11 protein-coding genes are annotated in these 19676 nt (G+C 71.2%); 7 read left to right on the forward strand and 4 right to left on the reverse strand.

The features are described 5' to 3' along the window. Window positions 1-110: 110 nt before the first annotated feature. The 3 genes from ACIBF8_RS27040 to ACIBF8_RS27050 all read left to right on the forward strand — a co-directional run bounded on the left by ACIBF8_RS27040 (window position 111) and on the right by ACIBF8_RS27050 (window position 8715). The gene (locus tag ACIBF8_RS27040; RefSeq protein ID WP_396786647.1) at window positions 111-4016 is read left to right on the forward strand and encodes a phosphodiester glycosidase family protein; all 3906 of its coding nucleotides are present in this window, start codon (window positions 111-113) and stop codon (window positions 4014-4016) included. Window positions 4017-5301: 1285 nt separating this feature from the next. Beyond that, a complete protein-coding gene (locus tag ACIBF8_RS27045; protein ID WP_396786649.1) occupies window positions 5302-5883 on the forward strand; it encodes a sigma-70 family RNA polymerase sigma factor in 582 nt (193 codons plus the stop codon). Between the two features lie 957 nt (window positions 5884-6840). Beyond that, window positions 6841-8715 (forward strand): hypothetical protein, encoded by a 1875-nt coding sequence (locus ACIBF8_RS27050; RefSeq protein WP_396786650.1) that lies wholly within the window; start codon window positions 6841-6843, stop codon window positions 8713-8715. Here ACIBF8_RS27050 and ACIBF8_RS27055 read toward each other — a convergent pair. After that, window positions 8681-9811 carry a MinD/ParA family protein gene (locus ACIBF8_RS27055; protein ID WP_396786652.1) on the reverse strand — a complete coding sequence of 377 codons (1131 nt, stop codon included), beginning with the start codon at window positions 9809-9811 and terminating at the stop codon, window positions 8681-8683. The two genes, ACIBF8_RS27050 and ACIBF8_RS27055, sit on opposite strands and share 35 nt — an antisense overlap. A gap of 73 nt (window positions 9812-9884) precedes the next feature. Then, window positions 9885-11726 carry a ricin-type beta-trefoil lectin domain protein gene (locus tag ACIBF8_RS27060; RefSeq protein WP_396786653.1) on the reverse strand — a complete coding sequence of 614 codons (1842 nt, stop codon included), beginning with the start codon at window positions 11724-11726 and terminating at the stop codon, window positions 9885-9887. A 431-nt stretch (window positions 11727-12157) separates the two neighbouring features. Between ACIBF8_RS27060 and ACIBF8_RS27065 the strand changes: the two genes are divergently transcribed. The 4 genes from ACIBF8_RS27065 (at window position 12158) to ACIBF8_RS27080 (ending at window position 17725) form a co-directional block, all read left to right on the forward strand. Beyond that, window positions 12158-13510, forward strand: a complete 1353-nt coding sequence (locus ACIBF8_RS27065) for a LysM peptidoglycan-binding domain-containing protein (RefSeq protein WP_396786654.1) — start codon at window positions 12158-12160, stop codon at window positions 13508-13510. Window positions 13511-13715: 205 nt separating this feature from the next. After that, window positions 13716-15707, forward strand: coding sequence for a S8 family serine peptidase (locus tag ACIBF8_RS27070; protein ID WP_396786655.1), 1992 nt, complete (start codon window positions 13716-13718; stop codon window positions 15705-15707). Then, window positions 15704-16987: a S8 family serine peptidase gene (locus ACIBF8_RS27075; RefSeq protein ID WP_396786656.1), complete on the forward strand. Its 1284-nt coding sequence runs from the start codon at window positions 15704-15706 to the stop codon at window positions 16985-16987. Before ACIBF8_RS27070 ends, ACIBF8_RS27075 begins: the two co-directional genes overlap by 4 nt. Window positions 16988-17176: 189 nt before the next feature. Next, window positions 17177-17725 carry a hypothetical protein gene (locus ACIBF8_RS27080; protein WP_396786658.1) on the forward strand — a complete coding sequence of 183 codons (549 nt, stop codon included), beginning with the start codon at window positions 17177-17179 and terminating at the stop codon, window positions 17723-17725. Window positions 17726-17748: 23 nt separating this feature from the next. Here the strand turns inward: ACIBF8_RS27080 and ACIBF8_RS27085 are convergent, their stop codons facing one another. Next, window positions 17749-18819 (reverse strand): hypothetical protein, encoded by a 1071-nt coding sequence (locus ACIBF8_RS27085; RefSeq protein WP_396786659.1) that lies wholly within the window; start codon window positions 18817-18819, stop codon window positions 17749-17751. A gap of 38 nt (window positions 18820-18857) precedes the next feature. After that, window positions 18858-19082, reverse strand: a complete 225-nt coding sequence (locus tag ACIBF8_RS27090) for a hypothetical protein (protein ID WP_396786661.1) — start codon at window positions 19080-19082, stop codon at window positions 18858-18860. Window positions 19083-19676 lie beyond the last annotated feature (594 nt).

The raw sequence follows: 19676 nt of genomic DNA on the forward strand, positions 1-19676 counted from the left end.
GCCGATTCATCTCCGGGTCGGCCAAGATCATTAGCGTCGGTTCGATCCCCGGACCGAGCGGGGGCGTAGCGCGGCCTCATCGCCCGCTGTCCTTTGAGTCGAGGTTCCACATGAGACCAAGAATCCTGAACGTACGGCGGGTCACACCGCTGATCGGCGCGCTCGCCACGGCCGTGACGCTGGTGGCGTTTCCGGCCACGGCGAGTGCCAAACCGGGCCTGCCGGACACACCCGTCACCGGTGGACTTCAACTGATCAACACGACTGAGAAGATCGGTCCGGGAATCGGCCTCCAGCACGTGAAGGCGTTGGACCAGAGTGGTTGGTACGACGCGCAGTATCTGACGGTGGACCTGTCGAACAGCGCGGTGAGCACCGACCTGCTGACCTCCGGCCCGGTCGCGTCCGGCGGCCCGCTCAGCGTCTCGGCCAACCGGGCCGGCGCCGTGGCCGGCGTCAACGGCGAGTTCTTCGACATCGGCAACAGCAACGCCGCGCTCGGCGGCGAGATTCAGAACGGCCAACTGATCAAGACGGCGGACATCGGTGGGCGGCAGCACGTCGGAGTCAGCAAGGACGGCATCGCCCAGCTCGTCGACCTCGCGGTCGACTCGAACGCGAACTTCGCCGGCGCGGATCACAAGGTCTTGTCGATCAACGCTGCGAACGGCGGGGGAGTACCCGCCAACGGCATGATCGCCTACACCGCGGCGTGGGGAACCTACAGCCGTAATCGCGGTTTCGCCGGCGTCGACACCAGCCAGATCGCCGAGGTCCTCGTCTCGGGTGACAGGGTCGTCTCCGTCGCGCCGACCGGGCCGGCCGGCTCGGGCGCGATCCCGGACGACAGCTTCGTGCTCGTCGGCCGCGACGCCGCCGCGACCGCGCTGCGCGCGCTGCAGCCGGGCGACCGGGTCACGCTGAAGTACGCGCTGTCCAACGACGTCGCCAAGACGATGAAGTTCGCGCTCGGCGAGGGCGGAACCATCGTGTCCGGCGGCAAGGTCGTCGACGGCCTGGACACCTCGATCGCGCCGCGTACCGCCCTCGGCTTCAAGGACGGCGGCCGCACCCTCGTACTCGCCACCTGGGACGGCCCGGGCGGCACCGGCAAGGGCGGCGTGGGCATCGACAAGGAAGCCCGCGACCTCGCCGCCCTGGGGGTGGAGACGGCGGTCAACCTCGACGGCGGTGGTTCCACCACGATGGTTGCCCGCGCGTTGGGTGGGACCGACGCGACGGTGCGCAACGCGCCGTCCGACGGCCACGAGCGCAACGACCCTAACGGTGTCGGAGTGTTCGTCACCCCGGGCGACGGCAAGCTCCACCAGCTCCTGATCAACCCGGCCCCGGGCGGGACGTCGAGCGACTCAGGCGTGAAGGTCTTTCCAGGGCTGCACCGCACCCTGCTCGCTCGGGGCGTCGACAACCACGAGACGCCCGTCGCGGTGAAACCCGAGTCGATCCGCTGGGCAGCCGAGGGCGCATCGGTGAAGTCCGGCGTGCTGCAGGCCTCGTCGCGAAACCACGGCCAGGTCAAGGTTACCGCCACCGTCGGTCGCGAGCGCGCCACGACGAAGGTCGACGTGCTCGGCGAGCTCGACAGCGTGGAGCTGTCGGCCGGCCGCCTGTCCATCGCCGACGTGACGCCCGACGGCGCCGCCACGGTGAGCGTCACCGGCCGCGACGACCAGGGCTACACCGCCCCGATCGACCCGACCGACCTCAAGCTGGACTACGACCACAGCGTCATCGACGTCCAGCCCACCGCCGGGAAACTACAGATCATCCCGGTGAAGGCCGCCGGCACGGTCCTGACCATCTCCGTCAAGGACAAATCGGTACGGCTGCCGATCACGATCGGCGTGCAGAACGTGTCGGTGTACGACTTCAACGACGATGTGCTGGCCAGGTGGCGAAACAACAGCACCGCGGCGACCACGTTCACCAAGGACCCTGATGGCCTGCGGGTCGACTTCGCCGCGATGCGCAACGTCGGCATCGCCGCGTCCTCCGCCGCCAACCGGGTAACGGTGCCGGGTCAGCCGCTGCGCGTACGGGTAAGGATCAAGTCGAGCATCGCGGTGCCGAGTGGACTCACCTACCTCGGCTACACCGACGCCAACGGCACGGGCACCGGCGTCTACGGAACGGCATTGGTGCCCAGCGACGACTGGCAGTACGCCACGTTCACCCTGCCGGCCAACACCGTGTTCCCGATCGCGATCTCCGGCTTCCAGGGGATCAACACCAGCGTGCCCCAGCAGCACGCGGGCACGTTCATCCTCAGCCGCATCGAGACCGACGTCCCGACCTCGGTCGACCTGCCGGCGCAGCCGGACCTGCAGCCCGACCGGCTCGTGTCGACCGACGGCTCGTCGCTGCACGGCGCGGGTACGTGGACCTTCGCCTCGCTGTCGGACGTGCAGTTCACCGCGGACGACCCGGGCCTGGCCCAGGTCGCGACGGCCGCTCTGCAACGGATCCGTCAGACCAAGCCGGACTTGGTGCTCCTCAACGGTGACATCACCGACCGCGGCCTGCCGCAGGATCTCGCGTTGGCCCGGCAGGTACTGACCGACGCGGGATGCGACCTGATCCCGGTCGGTCAGGAGCCGGCCGAGAACAGCACTCCGAACCCGAACACCGGCAAGGTGCCCTGCTATTACGTCCCGGGCAACCACGAGTCCTACGGGCTCAACAACACCCAGTCGGACCTGTCCAACTTCACGGCCGAGTTCGGGCAGCCGTACCGGACGTTCGACCACAAGGGCACCCGGTTCATCCTGCTGGCCAGCTCGCTGGGCACGCTGCGCGGCACGGCCTGGGAGCAGCTGCCGATGATGCAGCAGGCGCTCCACGACGCCAAGCGCGACCCCTCGGTGCGCAACGTCGTCGTGGCCGCGCACCACCCGGTGGACGATCCGGCCGAGTCGAAGTCCAGCCAGCTCGGCGACCGCGACGAGGTGGCACTCATCGAGAAGCTGCTCACGGACTTCCGCGACGAGAGCGGCAAGGGCGTGACCATGTTCGGCTCGCACGCCCAGATCGCCGACGTCCACCGCGTCGAAGGTGTCCCGTACGTCGTGCTGCCCTCCTCGGGTAAGGATCCGTACGGCACGCCGGACCGGGGTGGCTTCAACGGCTGGGTGAACTGGTCGGTGGACAGCGACCGCAACGCGAGCCAGCAGTGGTTGCAGGCGGACGTGCGGGCCTTCGCGCAGTCGATCACGCTGGACGCGCCGGAGACGCTCGACCTGAACAAGACGGCGCAGCTCGGCGGCAGCATCGTCCAGCCTCAGGGGGTGTCCACCGGCTCGCGCGTCGTGCCGCTGCGATACCCGATGTCGGTGCGCTGGAGCGGATCGTCGAGCCTGGCGATCGGCAGTGGTACCGACGCCATCGCGGATGCCCGCCGCGACGGCAAGGTCGCGATCCTCGACCCGCAGACCCGGACGCTGACGGCACTGCGCCGTGGTTCGGTGACGGTAACGGTGACGAACGACTCGATGCGGCCGTACACCGACGCCGCCTCGCTCGCGCCGATCAGCACCTCGAAAACCATCCAGGTCGGCCCGTTGGCGCCAGCCGGACCGACGTTCGCCGCCGAGGCCCCCGTGTTCACCACGCAGCCGGTGGGCACGATCGGTCAGGTCCAGAAGGTCACCGTCACCAACACCGGCGACCAGGCGCTGCGGATCTCCTCGACCGACGTGGAGAGCAAGGGCCTCGAACCGCGAGACGCCGACCGTGACCGGGACGTGTTCCGGGTCGACCGGGACATGTGCTCGGGCCGTACGATCGCCCCGGGTGGCACCTGCGTCGTGTCGGTGCGCTTCACCCCGGTGCGGCCGGACGTGACCTCGACCGCGTCGCTGGTCTTCCGGACGAACACCGCCGAGCGCCGCGACACGGTCCCGCTGATCGCAACGAGCACCAAGCTCCACTGGAGCTGGGGTGCTGGAGACGGTCCGGCGCAGTACCCGAACCAGATGGGCTTGGCCTGGGCCGAGTAGTCCCCGTCGCGGGCCATCAGACGGTCTGCGAGCCGGCACGGGGTTGGGGTGGGGCGGGTGCCCACCCCAACCCCGACCGGTTTCCGTCCCAGTCTGGGAGGCGGCGCCCGTAGTTGCGGTGCCCGCGACACCTCCCGCTGGGTGCGCTCGCTCAGCCGTTTAGCGGCCACGCGAGCGCGTGACCCTGGTCACGCCGCGCGTCTAGGCCTTGAACCAACAGTGGTTGCGCCCAGACCGACCCTCCACCCGGTCATCCGCGGAGTTGCGCCGTCTCCCGCGCGACTTGGACGGGCGTGTCTCGTCCGCCATCAACCCCGGTAAACCGTTACACCACAACAAACGCCCCGAACCTAGCAAAGCGCTACTAGGGGGTGTTGATGACGTCGAGCCCTTGACGCTCCCGGGGGCGGGTGCTCGATATCGGTGCCCTGTCCGCCAGACGCAGATGATCCGCTCGTCGCCCGCTGTCGTGACCGCTTGTTCCAGACGGGCCAAACGGTCTTGATCCGCGATCCGAATTTAGCCGCCTTGACGAACGCGTCCTCAGGCGGCGCAGGACGGCGGCGATCCTGCGAGCCTATCCGGGGCTCCTCCGCCGAGGAGTCGACGAGCTGCCCTTCGGAGGGGGTCCTGGCTGAGTCGACAGCGCTCCTCATCTCCGTGTTTGCGGCAGCTCGGCGGCGTGGAGGTGGTCCAGCCCCCGACACCGAGGGAATCGGCGAGCTTTGCCGACTCGCATCTCTGCAATGAACGCATCATCCAGAAGGCGTTCAGTATGGCGGCCGGAATCAACTAAGTACCCTTGAAGGTCAGGCTCGGCATGAAAACGCGTCGGCTTCAGCAACGGTGAAACGCAACCTCTGCCTCGAACGCCGCAGTAATCAGCTGGATTGACGGTGTCGCCGGCGGTGGTAAAGACGCGCACCGGGGAATTGCGCCGCCGGTTTCCTGGGCACGTCCTCTTCGATCCCGAGTGCGCCGGGGTCATGCTGCCCGCACTGGTGTCGCAACCGGAGATCGGCGACTTTTAGAATCTGCCGACTCCCTCAACCAGCCGAACTTCGATCAGCTGCGGACGGTCTAGGGCGACGGCGTTTCGCCGGGGCGGCTGCGGCAACCCGATGTCTCCTAGCGGCAACGTGGTACACCAAAAGTTCGCTTTCCACATTGTTTGATTGGACCCGCCGCGATCGTATGCTCCCCCGAGTCGTTGATTGGTGCGCACGGTGCGGTGCGGACGAAACAGCGAACGCGGACCACGGGGTTGTTGGCTGGGGGCAGTTAGGTGATCGAGGTTTCCCACGTCGGCAGGGCGCAAGACTCTACTCTGGTCGGTGCCGACGGCACCTGGTCGGTCGCCAACTCGGCGGACATGCGGATGCAGGCGCTGCACGCCGAGCATGCCGAACCGCTCTACCGATTCCTGCTGCGGCTGGCCTGGGGCGAGCGGCATGTGGCCGAGGACCTGTTGCAGGACACCATGCTGCAGGCGTGGCGTCACCTCGATCGGCTGCCGCCGGAGGGCGAGGCGCTGCGGCGCTGGTTGTTCACGGTGGCCCGGAGGATCGCCATCGACGCGGCCCGGGCCCGGAAGGCCCGGCCGACTGAGGTCGGTATGACCGACATGGCGCTGCTCGCGGAGAGCGTCGACCTCACCGAAGGAATTATCGCCACGCAGACGGTCCGGCGCGCTCTGCCCAAGCTGACCGCCGCCCACCGAGCCGTGCTGATCGAGCTGTACTTCCTTGGCAGTTCGACCGACGAGGCCGCCGCCCGGCTCGGCATTCCGGAGGGGACGGTCAAGTCGCGGGCGCACTACGCGTTACGGGCGTTGCGCGCGGCTATCGGGCCGACCGACGCCGTCTGATGCCTGGGGCGCAGGTTGGCCGACAGATACTGAAACCGGGCCCAGGTCCGAGGCGTCTTACCGTTGATGTTTGTTGCCAGGCCACTAGTGAGCGGACACGATCGTTGGACAGGTCATGCCATCTAGTAGATCTGTCGCGCCGATGAGTGACGACAGCGAAGACCCCCACGGCACCTGCGCGGACAGCGCACCGTACCTCCTGGGTGCCCTCAAACCCGACGCCGTGTACGCCTTCGAACGGCATCTCGCCGGCTGCCCCGGCTGCCAGGATGCCTGTGACGACCTCGGCCCGATCGCCGGCGCCCTGGGTGGGCTCGCCCAGGGCGACGTACCTGAGCTGCTCGACGAACTGGTTCGCGACGACGGCGACCGGCGCGACCCCATGACGGGACCGCCCCCGCCCGCCGCCGGGCTACGGCCGCGCGGCGCCGGGTCCCGGCAGCCGGTCGGTGTGGGCTGGTCCCGTCCGCCCGGCCACGACCGCCCATCGACCCGTTCGACCGGACCCGGTCGGCCACCCATCAGTGACTCGGGTGAGAGGTCGCCACACCCGTGCCCACTGGTTCGGTCCTGGGCCCGGTTGCGTCGGCGGCGCCTGCGGGTTGCCGTCGTCCTGGGCGTGCTCGCCGTAATTGATGTCTGTGTCACGTCCAGTACGGCCGCGAGGGGACCTCGTTGCTGGAGCCGCAGGCCCGGGACAGCCGCGTGCACTCGCTGGCGGAGTTACCAGGTAGGTCCGGCTTCCGTCTGGTCGCACACGCTGTGCCGGTAACGTCACACACGCTGTGCCGGTAACGGCGCATTCGCTGGTCGACGTCGCGGTCATCGGCAGCAACGGAGTGACGACGGAGATGGCCTGGGTGGCTCAGGCGGGGGCATCGGCCAAGACCCCGCCGCCGGCCGCGTCCGAACCGGCCCACCTCGCCTCGGGGCTCGGCTGTGCGTGAGGATGGGCTGATGCGCAACCGGACCGATCAACCGCGGGTCCACGGGTACGACCGGGTCACCCTCATCGGCCGGGGCAACGCGATGCCACCCGAACTCGCGCCCGCCCGCCTGCCCCGCGAGCGGGATCGGCACACCGTCATCGTGGCCGCCGACCCCCCACTGGATCTGCCGACCCTGACCGCGCTGCTCAGCCACCACCTGCCGGTACGGTGCGCGTCGATTCGGCTCGTGCTCTCCGAGGCCGGGCGGGTAGGCATCGCCCAGGTGATCGCCGACGAACTGCGCATCGAGGTGGTCGCCCCTTCCGGACCGGTGATGCTGCTGCCCACCGGGATGCTGTTCGTCACCGCGGGGGAATGGTGGCGGTTCCGGCCGGGTGAGGCGGGGGAGCGGCAAGGGGCCCGGCAACCGGCACCCGATTGGGAACGGCTGCTTCCACTGCACCCGCGAGTCCTGCCGCCCGAGGTGCGGGCGACCGCCGTACCAGCCGGGCTGTGGCTGCACGATGCCGAACCATCCGTACCGCCGCTGACCGCGGCGCTGCTGTCCCTGCCGGTGGATCCGGAGCGACCGACCGTGGTGATCGGCCGCCCGGGAGGTGTGCCGCTACCGCCCGAGCCCGTTCACGCCATGTTGGAGGCGCTGCCCCGGGCGCTACGGCGCCGGATGCTCCTGGTGCCGTACGGAGCCGAGGGCGGTACCGCCCACACGGTGGGGGAATGGCTGGCCGCCCGTAGCGGAGGCACCATCGAGGTGGCTGGTGGGGTGAGCGAGCTCGGTGGTGGCGCGGACGGCGGGTCCCCGCCGCTCGACTCTGACGAGCGGCGACGGTGGCGCCCGTTCGCGCGGCGGTTGGTCTACCGTGCTGGCGCTACGCCCCAGGTGACGCAGTGGCGCGACGCGTTGGCGGGCCCACCCGGAACGGCCGGGGTGCAGCGGGTCGATGCGCACTGGGCGCTCGAGGTGATCCGCTCCGGGCTGTGGCTGCGGTCAGCGGACGACGAATCCGAGCAGGATGTGATCCGGCGGCTGCCGATCGACGACCGCCATCCGCTCCTGGTGCTGGGCGCGGCGGCGGTCGCGCGGCCGCACCGGGCATTGGCGGTACTCGAAACTGTGCTGGACCGGTTGCCGGTGGACACCACCGGTGTGCTGCGGCTGGCGGTGACGCGTCCGCCCGCCGAGGCGGATGTCGCGCTCTGGGGGCCACTGGTCGAACGGTACGGGCCGCTGCTGGCCGTGGTCGGCCCCGGCCACCTGGTCGAGCTACCCGGCCGACCATTCGCCGAGCCAGAGCCAGAGCCAGAGCCAGACCCAGAGCCGACGCCCGAACCGGCAACGGAGCCGCCATCGGCCACCGAGGTCGAGCGGCAGGATGATGTGCCTGCCCGGCCCGGCATTGACGGGGCCCGGTACACCGGCGCGGTATTCGCCGACTGGCGCTTCGAACCGCTGCCGGACTGGGAGCCGGGACAGGAGTTGCACACGCCCGAGGCACTGACCGGCACGACCGCGCCGCGTCCGCCGGCGCGATCGGAGCCAGACAAGCGGGCACCGGCCGACCCGGTGGTGGTCATCTGGTCGGTCACCGGCCGGCGGGTGACCGACACCGGGCCACCGGCGGGGGAACAGGTGCGGTTCGCGCCCGGCAGCCGGGTGCGGGTGGTCGAGGTCGAACGTCACGGTCACGACGAGCCGGTGCTGGTGCTGCTGCGTGACACCACAGCGGAGCCGGCGTACGACGCACCGGAACCCAGTCACGACGCGGTGCCGGACCGGCGTGTCCGGTCGGCGTTGAGGCGGGCGGTGGAAGCGGTCCGACGTACGCCCGAGACCAGCACCTGGCCGTTCAGTCCTGGTCGCGGATACCGAGTGAGTCGATGATCGAGCTGCACGCCATCAGCCAGGCCCGGCGGGTCGGTACGGCCAGTTGGCCGTACTCGATCCGGCCGCCGGACCGGATGAGGCGGTCGTACGGGATGACCACCACGTCCCGAACCACCTGACGGTAGCGTTCGACGATGTCGTCGAGGAGTGCGGTGTCCGGCTTCGGGTCGGCGCAGGAGACGACCGCGACCGCGTTCTCGGCCAGGTCGGCCCGGCCGGTGCGGGTCAGATGGTCGAGCATCCAGAGTCCACTGTCGGCCACGTCCCGCTGCACCGTGGTCGGTACCACCAGGCAGTCGGCGACCGCGGTCGCCGACTGCCAGTTCGCCGCGCGGATGTTGTTCCCAGTGTCGATCACGATGAGCCGGTAGAAGCGGCACAGCGCGGTCCAGAGCTTGCGGAACGCCTCCGCGTCGATGATTTCCATGCTGCCCGCCGCGTCGTCCGATGCGAGTACGTCGAACCGGGCGCTCTGCGGGCGTAGATAGGCCGAAAGCTGCCCCACACTGCCGGTGGTGGCCAGGAAGTCGTCGATCCGGTGTAGCAGGTCGACCACCGTCTGCTGGTGGGTGGACGCCTCCGCGCGCATCCCGAGGGTGCCGCGTGTCTCGTTGTTGTCCCAGGCCAGCGTGTATCCGCCCCGGTAGAAACCGAGCGTCGCCGCGGCGATCAACGCGGTCGGGGTCTTCGCGGCACCGCCCTTCGGATTCGCCACCACGACCGACATGGTCCGGCTGAACGAGCGCAGCAGCCGTCGCCGCGCCGCCCGGTGGACCAGCTCCTCCCGGGTGGCAGCGAGAGTCAGCGTCCCGCCGGCGAGCCGATTGGCCCGCCCACGCCAGCCCCACTCCGCAGCCGTCTGCCCCGGGCCGCCCACCGGCTCGTCCGCACCGGGCGGTGGCGTCACCGTCGCGCCGTCGCCCCTCGGGCTCGCCGGCTGGCTGGGGAGCTGCCACGCCGAGCCAGCTGAGGGCAGCACGACCGGACCGGGTACGGGTGGCCCGCCGTTGCCGGGTTCCTGCGCTGACGGGGTGGCGGAGGTGCGGGCGGTGGGGGCCGCCGGGTCGGCCTGTTGCTCGCGGTGCGCGGTCATGATGACGGTCTACTCCTGTCGACGAGAGGCTGCCGCCGAGGGGGCCGGGGTGGCAGGGGCGACGCGTTCGGGTTCACCGGTGCCACTTCTGGTTGGCGGTACCGCCACAGTCCCACAGTTGCAACCGCGTCCCGCTGCTGGTCTGCTGGTCCACCGCGTCGACGCACTTGTCCGCCCGCCGGTTGACCAGGTCGTGCGCGTTGTTCAGGTTGAACAGCTGGGAGGAGCTGCCTGAGCAGGTGCTCAGGACGATCTTCGCGCTGTTCGCGGTCGATCCGCCCGCCACGGTCATGCACTTGCCGAACGCCCGGACCGTGCCGTCGTTGTAGATCGTCCACTGTTGGTTGGGTCCGCCGTTGCAGGTCCAGATCTGCAACGGCGGGTTGCTCTGGTAGGCGCCGTCGGTCACGTCGATGCAGCGGCTGCTGCCGTACCCGATGATCGGCCCGGCCGCGCCGACCGGCTGCGGCTGCGGGCTCGCCGGCGGCGCCGCGTTGGTCCGACTCGGGGTTGGCGCCGGTGGCGGGGCCGGCTGTCCACCGGGGGCCGGCTGTCCACCGGGGGCCGGCTGTCCACCGGGTGCCGGCTGTCCGGCGCCCGGCGGTGCCGCGGGCTGGTCGGTGCCGGTACCCGGGCTGGCCGGGCCACCGGGCGATGCGCTGCCGGACGGGGTCGACGGCGAGCGTGGCGTGCCGCTGGGGTCAAGGGCGACCAACGGGGTGCCACCCAGACGCGGGTCGTGTTCATACCTGGCGGTATAGCCCTGCACCAGGACGATAAAGTTCCGCATCGCCGACGCGTCCGGCACGCCGCCGGCCCGCTGCACCGCCTCCGGTCCCCACTGGAAGGCGGCGAGCGCCGCCGGGTACGCGTCGCCCTGCCCGTCCCGACTTCGCTCCTCGACCAGCGTGCACATCACCACGCCCAATGCGGCGATCGCCTGCTGCGGGTCCCACGGTGAAGAGGTGTCGGCGTCCGGTGCGTACCGGGCCCAGACCATCGGGTTGAACTGGGCGATGCCCTGGGCGCCGTTCCTGCCGAACAGGTTCGGGTTGAACGCCGAAGACGCCATCAGCTGTGCGGCGATCCGGGCCGGCGGCACCGCCGGGCAGGTCTTTCCGGCAGCCAGGATGGCCGCCAGGTAGTCGGCGGGTACCGGCGCGGCCGGGGTACCCACGTTCGGTTCCATCCCGCCGACGGGCCCGGGTGACGCGCTCGGGCCGGTGCTGGCGAACTCCGGCCGGCGGGCGTACCAGGCGGCGTAGCCAGCCACGGTGGAGACGTACCGGTCGGCGTGTGCCGGTACCCGGCCGGCGTCCCGTACGGCGGGCAACCCGGAGTGGTATGCGGCCAATGTCAGCCGCCACTGGTCACCGCCCACTCCGGCCTGCCGTACCTGGCCGGACAGGTCGCACATGTGACGGGCGAGCGCGGCGATGTTGGCGGCCGGGTCGCTGCGCTTCGCCGCCGGGGCCGGCTTCCAGGCGTTCCACACGCTCTCGGTCAGGCCGGCGACGCCCTCGCCGCCGCCCTCCGTGTGGGCGGCCGGGTTGAACCCGGACGCGGTCATCAGCTGTCCGGCGAGCCGGGCCGGGGAGAGGACCGGGCAGGAGAGCGCGGCGGCGGCGATCGTCTGCACCTGGCTGGCCGGGACCGGCAGGCCGGCGCGGACCGCGTCGTCGGCGGTTGCGGTGCCGAATCCGGATGCCGCCACCACACCGGTCGCCGCGATCAGAACCAGCATGACGCCGGCCGCGACCGCCCGCCGCAGTGGGCTGTCGAGCCGGTCCAACCCGCTACGCAGCAACTGCGCGACCCGGCGCAGCAGGGATGACCTGCGCTGGGCTCGGGCGGACATGTCGACGAGCAGCGCGCGCAGCTTCGACAGACCACCGGTGCCGGACGTGGCTCGCATCCTGGTTGCTCTCCCTCGCGTACGTCTTCGAAGTAGCACGACGGCGCTGGCTGGCCGTCGGTTCACCGCGCCGACCGCTTTGTTTGCCCGGTTTGCTTCGTGGCACCGATCGGGCTCGCCGGTTCGACGGTCGGAAGCCGACACCGGTCTATCTGGGAGGTAACTCCTCCTATTCGCCGGCAGCACCCGGGCCCGCGACTCGGTTACTCTGCTGCGTCGGCAGCCCTGACCGGTTCCGGGGCTCCTCGCAGGGCCCGTGGCGCGGAGGTCGGCCGTCCGTCCCGCACACTTCCTCCGCGCCAGTGCCCAGCCAGCCATCTGCGCGGTATGTCGGCCCGGCTACGGTCTGGGCCGTGCGGAGAACGAAGGATGGTGCGGCTATGGATGGCTCGGGCAGAGTAACCCCGAGGCGCGGCGGATCCAGCCTCGTGATGCGGATTGGCGGGGTCGCCTCTCGCGCGTGGCTGCTCGGGGCGGTGCCGCTGCTGATGGTGGCCGTACTCGCGCTGGCGGGGACGCCAGCGCGGGCGGTGCCGCTCGCCGCGCCGAGCCCCAGTACGACCCCCGGCCCCACAGTGATGCCGAGTTCGACCCCGGGCGGGTCGGGGACTGGGCGGTACTACGTGGTCGGCTCGGGCCGGGAGGGTGAGCGCGAGTACCTCTACCGCATCGCGGTGCAGACGCTCGGGGACGGCAACCGCTTCCGGGAGATTTTCGAGCTGAACCGGGGGCGTATCCAGCCCGATGGCGGTCAGCTGACGGACCCGTTGGCGCTACAGCCGGGGTGGATTCTGGAACTGCCGCCGGACGCGCGTGGTCCGGGGGTGCAGGTCGGGCCACCGCCGTTCCCGTCGCCGTCGTCGTCGGAGGGCGCTGCCGCCGAGGCCGACGATACGAGCGGTACCTCGCCGTACCTGATGTGGGCCGCCGGTCTCGGGGCGATGGCGCTGCTGCTCGCTGTGGCACTGCGCCTGCTGCGACCCCGGCGCGGAACCCGCGCGTCCGCCTCTGCACCGGTGCTCGCCGGCGCACCCGCCGACATCGAGGACGCGGTCCCGGCTGCGGCCCCGGTCCCCACTCCGGACCTGGCTCAGGGTCCACGTTCGGCTGCGGAAGCGGGTGCTGGGACAGCGGAGGCCGCGGAGGCGGATGCTGGGACAGCGGCGGCAGTCGAGCGGGCGCCGGAACCGCCGGCGCCGGAGCCGCCGGCGTTGCCGCGGCGCGGGTGGGTGGTCGTGGCGCTGTCCGCACTGGGCGCCGAGCCGGACCACCTCGATGTCCGCCTGCTGGCGCGGGATGCTGGCGGCGACGACGTCCCGTACGGCTGGCTCGGCGACGGGCCGACGCCGGCCGGGCTGATGCCGGTCGTGCTCGGCCGGCAGGACCGGTGGCGCTTCCATCTCGACCTTGCCGGCACGCCGGACCTCTTCACTGTCACCGGCTCGTCCCCGGGGGTCCGGCGAGAGGCGTTGAGCATCGCCCGGCAACTGCTGGCTGTCGGAGTGACCGTGACGGTCGTCGGGAACGCCCTCGGCCCGGACCTGCCGCCCGGCTGCCGCCGGGTCGATGCCTTTCCGACGCTGGAGAGTTTCGGTCCGGCGAGCGGACCTGAGGTGGTCATCAGCGGTCCACCGCATGGGGCGGAGCTGACCGCAGCCCGTAACCTGGCCGCCCGGACCGCGTCCCGGGTGGTGCCGGTGCTGGTCGGCGAGGTGTTGCGGGCCCGCTGGTCGGTCCTGGTGGCCGGGTCGGACCCGGTGGCCAGCAACGACCCAGGGCGGTGACGGCGCCCCGTCGGCGCCCGCGCGGCGCGGGCAGGTCTCCGATCCCGGGGTCTGATCCCGGCGTGGGTCGTCGGTCCCGAATTCAGCGTGGGTTTGTCCGACCTGAATTGAACCGGCAGGGGCCGACGAGCGTCGTCGGAGTGGGCGGGCAGGTCGGTGCCGGCCGGGGCACGCGCGAGCAGTAGCGAGGCGAAGGAGACTGCCGGTGACGGTGACGGCGAAGGTGCGGGTCTGGTCGAGCCTGTCAGGGGTCGCCCTGTTGGCGGCACTGACCCTGATGAGTGGCGTGGGTCAGGCGTCGGGCGCGTCCGTGCCGGCTCTGACGCCACCTGCCACACCCTCCGCACCGTCAACGTCGGCCTTCGGCGAGGAGTTCGTCAAGTACTACGCGGTTACCCAGACCGATCAGGGCCGGTCGGAGAGCCTGACCGAGATCGCGGGCCGGTTGTTGGGCGCGACCGGTCGCGCGAAGGAGATCTATCACCTCAACACCGGCCGGCGGCAGCCCGACGGCGGAACGCTGACCGACAACATGCTGCTGCGGGCCGGCTGGTTTCTGGTGCTCCCGTGGGATGCGGTCGGCGACGGGGTCCGATACGGCTTGCTCCCCACCGAGCCAGCCACCGCGTCATCGACCTCCACTGGACCGTCGCGGGTCCCGCCGCCGGCGGCCGGGGCACCCGCACACCCGGGCGGCCCGGCCTCGCCGGCCACCTCTGGTCCAGCCGTACCGGCGAAACCCGGTACCGGTCAGCCGCCAGCGGGCACCCCGGCCAAACCGAAGCCTCCGGCGGCCGGCCAGACGTCCCCCGCGATCGGTGGCCAGACACCACCCGCCGTCGGCCACCAGCCGGGCAAGGGCGGGAAACCGGGGGGTCCGGGATCGTGTACCTCGTCGGGGCCGCCCGGGTCGGACTCCCACTGGGCGTACGACCGGATGGCGACTGACCAGGCGTGGGGGCGTACCCAGGGCGAAGGGGTACTGGTCGCGGTCATCGACTCAGGGGTCGACGCCGACACGCCGGAGCTGAACGGGCGGGTCGCCGTCGGTGCCGACGTTCCCGCCGGCACCGAGCGTGGGAACACCGACTGCCTCGGCTCGGGTACGGCGATGGCCGGCATCGTGGCCGCCGCGCCCAGCGCACCGGCGGCGGGGGTGGACAGCCGGGTGAGCGGGCTCGCCCCAGCAGCCACGATCCTGCCGCTGCGGGTGGTGAGCGAGACTCTGCGGACCGAACCGGCCGACGCGGCCACGGCGATCGAGGTGGCAGCCTCCGCGGGCGCGCGGGTGGTGACCCTCGGGGCCTATGTGGACCTTACCGATCCGGTGGTGCTGGGCGCGCTGAAGTCGGCGCTCGCACACGACGTGGTGGTGGTCGCCCCGGTACCGATCGCACTGGCGGGGGACGCGAACGCGGCGCCCACGCCGAAGCTGGACGGTCTGCTCCTGGTCGGCGGTGTCGGCCCCGACGGCCAGCCGGCGGCGAACTATCGCCCGGACACGGTCGACGTGATCGCGCCGGGCATCGACGTGGCGAGCCTCGGGACCAGCGGGTCGGGGGTCCGGGCCAGCAGCGGTTCGCAGTACGCGGCCGCCTTCGTGGCCGGTGCGGTGACGCTGGTCCGATCCGCTCATCCCAATTTGACCGCGGCCCAGGTGGCGCACCGGATCAAGGCCACCGCCGAGCGTGCCGGACAGGACGGCCCGGACCCGTTGGTCGGCTGGGGCATGATCAACCCGAATGCCGCAGTGACCATGCAACTCGCCGCGGAGACACAGGTGATCCGCGCCAGCGGTGGAGGCACCAGCCCACTGTGGGCACTCACCGTCGGCCTCGTGGTGGTGACCGGGCTGACCGCCGTCGCGGTCCTGGCCCGGCGTTCGCCCTCCCGGGTGGCGGAGGCGGCGGCCGGCATATCGGCGGGGGCCACGATCAGGACCATGCCGGGCAGTGGCGCGGAATCGGCCCGTGGCACCGCCGGTGGCGTCCCGGGCGCCGGCTCGTCCGGGCCGGCTGCCGGCCCGATCGGCGGGGAACCGGCCGGCTCGGTCGCCGGAGACCCCGCGTCGACCGCGGCCCTGAACGCCGCCGTGTCGGGGACACCGCTCGCTGCACCGGGCAACCAGCCAGACTCGCCCGATTCGCCGGACGCCGGGTCCTCGCCGACCGGTTCCACCGCCCCGGTCCGTCGGTGAGCCGTTCCGCGCTCCCGTCCCGACGTCGCCTCGGCGGAGCGCGTCGGTGGGCGGGTGCGGCGTTGGCTCTGGCCGCGCTCGCCACGGTGGCGCCGGTCGAGCCGGCCCGGGCCGGGCCGACCGTGCCCGGCTTGGTGCCGGGGGAGCGGCTGGCACCGGCCCGCTACGCTCCCGCGCCGGATTCCGCGCCGCCGCCGTTGCCTCAGGCCAAGGACGGTTGTGTCGGGGAGTCACCAGCGGTGGCCGTCGCTGCGCCATGGCCGGTGCGGCGAACCGCGCCGCAGGCGGTGTGGTCGCTGACCCGGGGCGAGGGAGTGCTGGTCGCCGTCGTGGACACCGGGGTGAGCGCCGCGGCCAGTGGCCTGTCCGGTGCGGTGCGGCGCGGTGCCGACGTGGTGAGGCAGGGGCCGGGCGATCAGGACTGCGTCGGCCGGGGCACCGCGCTCGCCGGGATCGTGGCGGCTCGGCCGGTGACCGGGAGCGGGTTCGTCGGGGTGGCGCCGGCCGCCGAGGTGTTGCCGGTGCGGATAGTGGACGGCCAGGGCCGGCTGGGTCCGGGGGCGCTGGCGAAGGGCATCCGAACGGCCACCGAGGCGGGGGCGGACGTGATCCTGGTCGGGGTCGGCACCGACGAGCCCGACGCCGCGCTCCGGGCGGCGGTGACGGCTGCGCTCAAGCGAGACATCGTGCTCGTCGCGTCGGTCTCTGACGCCAAGCCCTCGGGCGCCGGGCAGCGCGCCGCGCCGTGGTACCCGGCCAGTGACGACAACGTGCTCGCGGTCGGCGGCGTCGGGTCGGACGGCGCGCCGACCGAGGCCTCGCCAGCGGAAGCCGGGGTTGACCTGCTCGCGCCCTCCGCTGGCGCGGTGAGCGTCGCGCCGCGCGGCAACGGCCACTACTCGGTGGGTGGACCGGCGGTGGCGGCGGCGTACGTGGCCGGGGCGGCGGCACTGGTCCGCGCGTACCACCCTGGGCTGAGCCAGGCTGAGGTCCGGCACCGGCTGGAGTTGACCGCGGAACATCCCCTCGGCGGGCAGTCGCAGCCTGGCGTGGGATACGGCACCCTCGATCTGTACGAGGCGGTCGCCGCGTTGGAGATCGGTGAGGAGCGGTTTCCGGCTGGCGGGCCTGCGATGATCACGCTGCCGGAGCCGCCACCGGCGGACCCGGCGAAGGCGGTCGCCGCAGCGGTCGCCGCCGGCATGGTGGCGACCGCTGCGGCGGCGTACGTGTCGGCGCAGATCGTCAGGCGGGGCCGGCGTCGCCGCTGGCGTCCGTGACCGACCGCGCCCTTCTCTGCCGTCTGCACCCGAGCTGCCCCTCATCACCCCGCAGCGCTACCGCAGCGATGTCCGCAGGCCCTGGACAGCCGTAACGCCGCTGCTCGACAACCACCACCCGACCTCAAGCCGCACCTGAAGGCGTGCTGGACGATCCCGCCGCGGGCCAACGGCGAGTTCGTCGCGCGGATGGAGGACGTGCTGGAGGTCTACGTCCGCGAGCTGGACGACCGATTCCCGGTGGTGTGCATGGACGAGAAGCCGTACCAGCTCCTGGACGAGGTCCGCGACCCGCTGCCGGTTGCCCCGGGGCGTGCGGCCCGGCACGACAACGAGTACGTCCGCCAGGGCACCGGCGCGATCTTCGTGTTCATCCAGCCTCTGGCCGGGTGGCGGCGCGTCCAGGCTCTGCCGCAGCGCACCCGTGTGGACTGGGCCCACCAGGTCCGCCGCCTTCTCGACATCGACTTCGCAGGCGCCGAAGGACCTCTCACGGTCGCTGCCGACGGGGTAACCATCATCGACGCCGTCGAGCTGGCCTCCGGGACGAGCCGTATCGACGTCATGCAGGGCACCGACGGTGAGCTGCGCTCGTACCCGCGCGATGCGCAGCAGCTCGACACTCTCGACGAGATCCCCATCGAAGGCCGCTTCGCGGCAGCGCCCGTGTTCTCTCCCGACGGACGATCTCTCGCCGTGACGGTCCACAACCGTGCGCACGTCTACAGCCTCGAATGACCCCCGCACCGGCAACTCGCACGTCACGCCGGCTCGAAAGCCACCTCGATCTCGACCGGCCAGCGATCGTCAATCGCGAGAACGACCTCTCCGCTGAAGTGAAGCCGCGTCTCCTCGACGACGAGAGTGCCGTACACGTCGAGGTGCTCACCCAGGTAGAACGCGATATCGAAGTCCTCCAGACGTGCGTCGTCGATGACGATCCGACCGTGTGGGTCGCTGTCCGAGATGTCCAGCCCGTGGAAGTACAGCCGGGGCGGCGCGAGTGCCCACGCCTCGGCCCGGGCGGGAACTTCTGCGGCGATGAGGTCGGCATCCAGCACCCGACCGCGCGCCGTGATCACGGAGTCGACGGCGACGCCGAGGTCGTGGCCATCAACGAGGAATACGCCGCGCGCACCGTAGAGTGGCGGGAGACCCGCGGCCGCGCGAGCAGCGATGATGTAGTCGACGCAGTCACTGGCGGGGCGATCGACGGGCGGGTCCTCCTTGTAGTACCTGATTCGGTGCAGCCAGAACGAGTTCCAGTCGGGAGAGCCGCCGCGGTAGGGGCTGTTCGCCAGCTCCTTCTCGACGAATCCGTCAGTGACCCACTTGACCATGTCGAATGTATGGAACGCCTGTTCACGACCGTCGAAGAGCACGGTCAGGGTGACGGAGAGCGCGGCCAGTCCGGCGCCGAGCACGAACGCGATCGCAAGCCAGAGCCATCCGGTCGCTCCGTCGACGAGCCGCATCACCAGCCACACGAGAGCGCCGACGACGATGATCTGCGACAGCAGCGTCCAAAAGCCGCAGACCGTGCGGACGAGCGTGAAGGACCGCGAGGACCTGAGGGCGTAGTAACGCACCCGCACGGACGACCTCGACCAGCCCGCGTCCAGTCGAGACCAGGCGATCGCGCATCCCGACGTCGGGAAGAGGAGCGCCGCGCACATCCAGAAGACGGCCCGGTCCTCACCGGCGATGACAGAAAGCACGGCGACGACGAGTGCACACGCCCCGAGCACTGCCCCTGAGACGGCGGCAACGACCCCGGCGGAGATGGCGCGGCGCACGCTTCGAGCCGGCTCAGCAGCCGCGATGTCACCCACGGCGTCACGCTATCTTGACCGGGGTGTACGCGGGCGTCTCAGTAGCATGTGTGGATGGCCGCTCTCGATCTCCCGAACGGGCTCGCCGGTGTGCGGCCGCCCTCCCCTCCTGCTGCCGTCGCCGCGGCTGCCGAGGCATTCGGCAGTCCGCTGCACCCGAGCCCGCTGACCGTCAGCCGTTCGCCGTAGATGTCGGTGACCCTGATCGCGCCGCACCCGCTGCCGTCCTCGGAGAGGAAGTAGTTGTACTCGGTGCGGGACATGGACCGCCATCCCGCCCCCCGACCTCCAGCTTCGCGACCGGGTTCCGGTGCTCGATCACCTGGATGCCGCACCAGTACTGGCTCGATCCCTCCTTGTATCGGATCGAGATCGCGTCGATCGCACCGGGGCTAAGCAGACTCCAGGTGACCGGGATCCGGCCGAGCTGTGGATCGGCGAGCTCGGCAAATGCCTGCTCGCTGAGGTCGAGCTGCCCGGGCGCGCACGGAAGGGGCACTCCTTGGTGACGCGCACCGCGACGGACGCGCCGTTCGCCGCACGGACGAGCACATAGGCGCCGCACGCCTTGGCGGTCTCGTAGTCGGTCGTGTTCATCGCCGCGATCATCATGTCGTCGCTCGGGCCGAACAGCCGAGCGCCGTTGCCGTCCGCGGCCTCGTAGTGGATGGTGTCTCCCTCGTACGTGGTCTCGGGGCGAATCCGTCCCGCGGACGCCGCCGTGGTCGACGCCTCTACCCCGGCAATTAGAAGCGACGGTCTACTAGGCCGTGTTTCGTAGGGCGCGAAGCCATTGGTTGATGGCGGCGATGGTGAGGGTGGCTTCGTAGCGAACGGCGAGTTTGTCGTAGCGGGTG

This window comes from Micromonospora sp. NPDC050276 (assembly GCF_044459545.1).
GTDB lineage: Bacteria > Actinomycetota > Actinomycetes > Mycobacteriales > Micromonosporaceae > Micromonospora.

What these genes read in the sequence shown, in the direction of transcription:
- ACIBF8_RS27040 (WP_396786647.1), top strand. Translation starts at nt 111, where the DNA reads ATGAGACCAAGAATCCTGAACGTACGGCGGGTCACACCGCTGATCGGC.
- ACIBF8_RS27050 (WP_396786650.1), top strand. Translation starts at nt 6,841, where the DNA reads ATGCGCAACCGGACCGATCAACCGCGGGTCCACGGGTACGACCGGGTC.
- ACIBF8_RS27055 (WP_396786652.1), bottom strand. Translation starts at nt 9,811, where the DNA reads ATGACCGCGCACCGCGAGCAACAGGCCGACCCGGCGGCCCCCACCGCC.
- ACIBF8_RS27060 (WP_396786653.1), bottom strand. Translation starts at nt 11,726, where the DNA reads ATGCGAGCCACGTCCGGCACCGGTGGTCTGTCGAAGCTGCGCGCGCTG.
- ACIBF8_RS27065 (WP_396786654.1), top strand. Translation starts at nt 12,158, where the DNA reads ATGCGGATTGGCGGGGTCGCCTCTCGCGCGTGGCTGCTCGGGGCGGTG.
- ACIBF8_RS27080 (WP_396786658.1), top strand. Translation starts at nt 17,177, where the DNA reads ATGGAGGACGTGCTGGAGGTCTACGTCCGCGAGCTGGACGACCGATTC.
- ACIBF8_RS27090 (WP_396786661.1), bottom strand. Translation starts at nt 19,082, where the DNA reads ATGTCCCGCACCGAGTACAACTACTTCCTCTCCGAGGACGGCAGCGGG.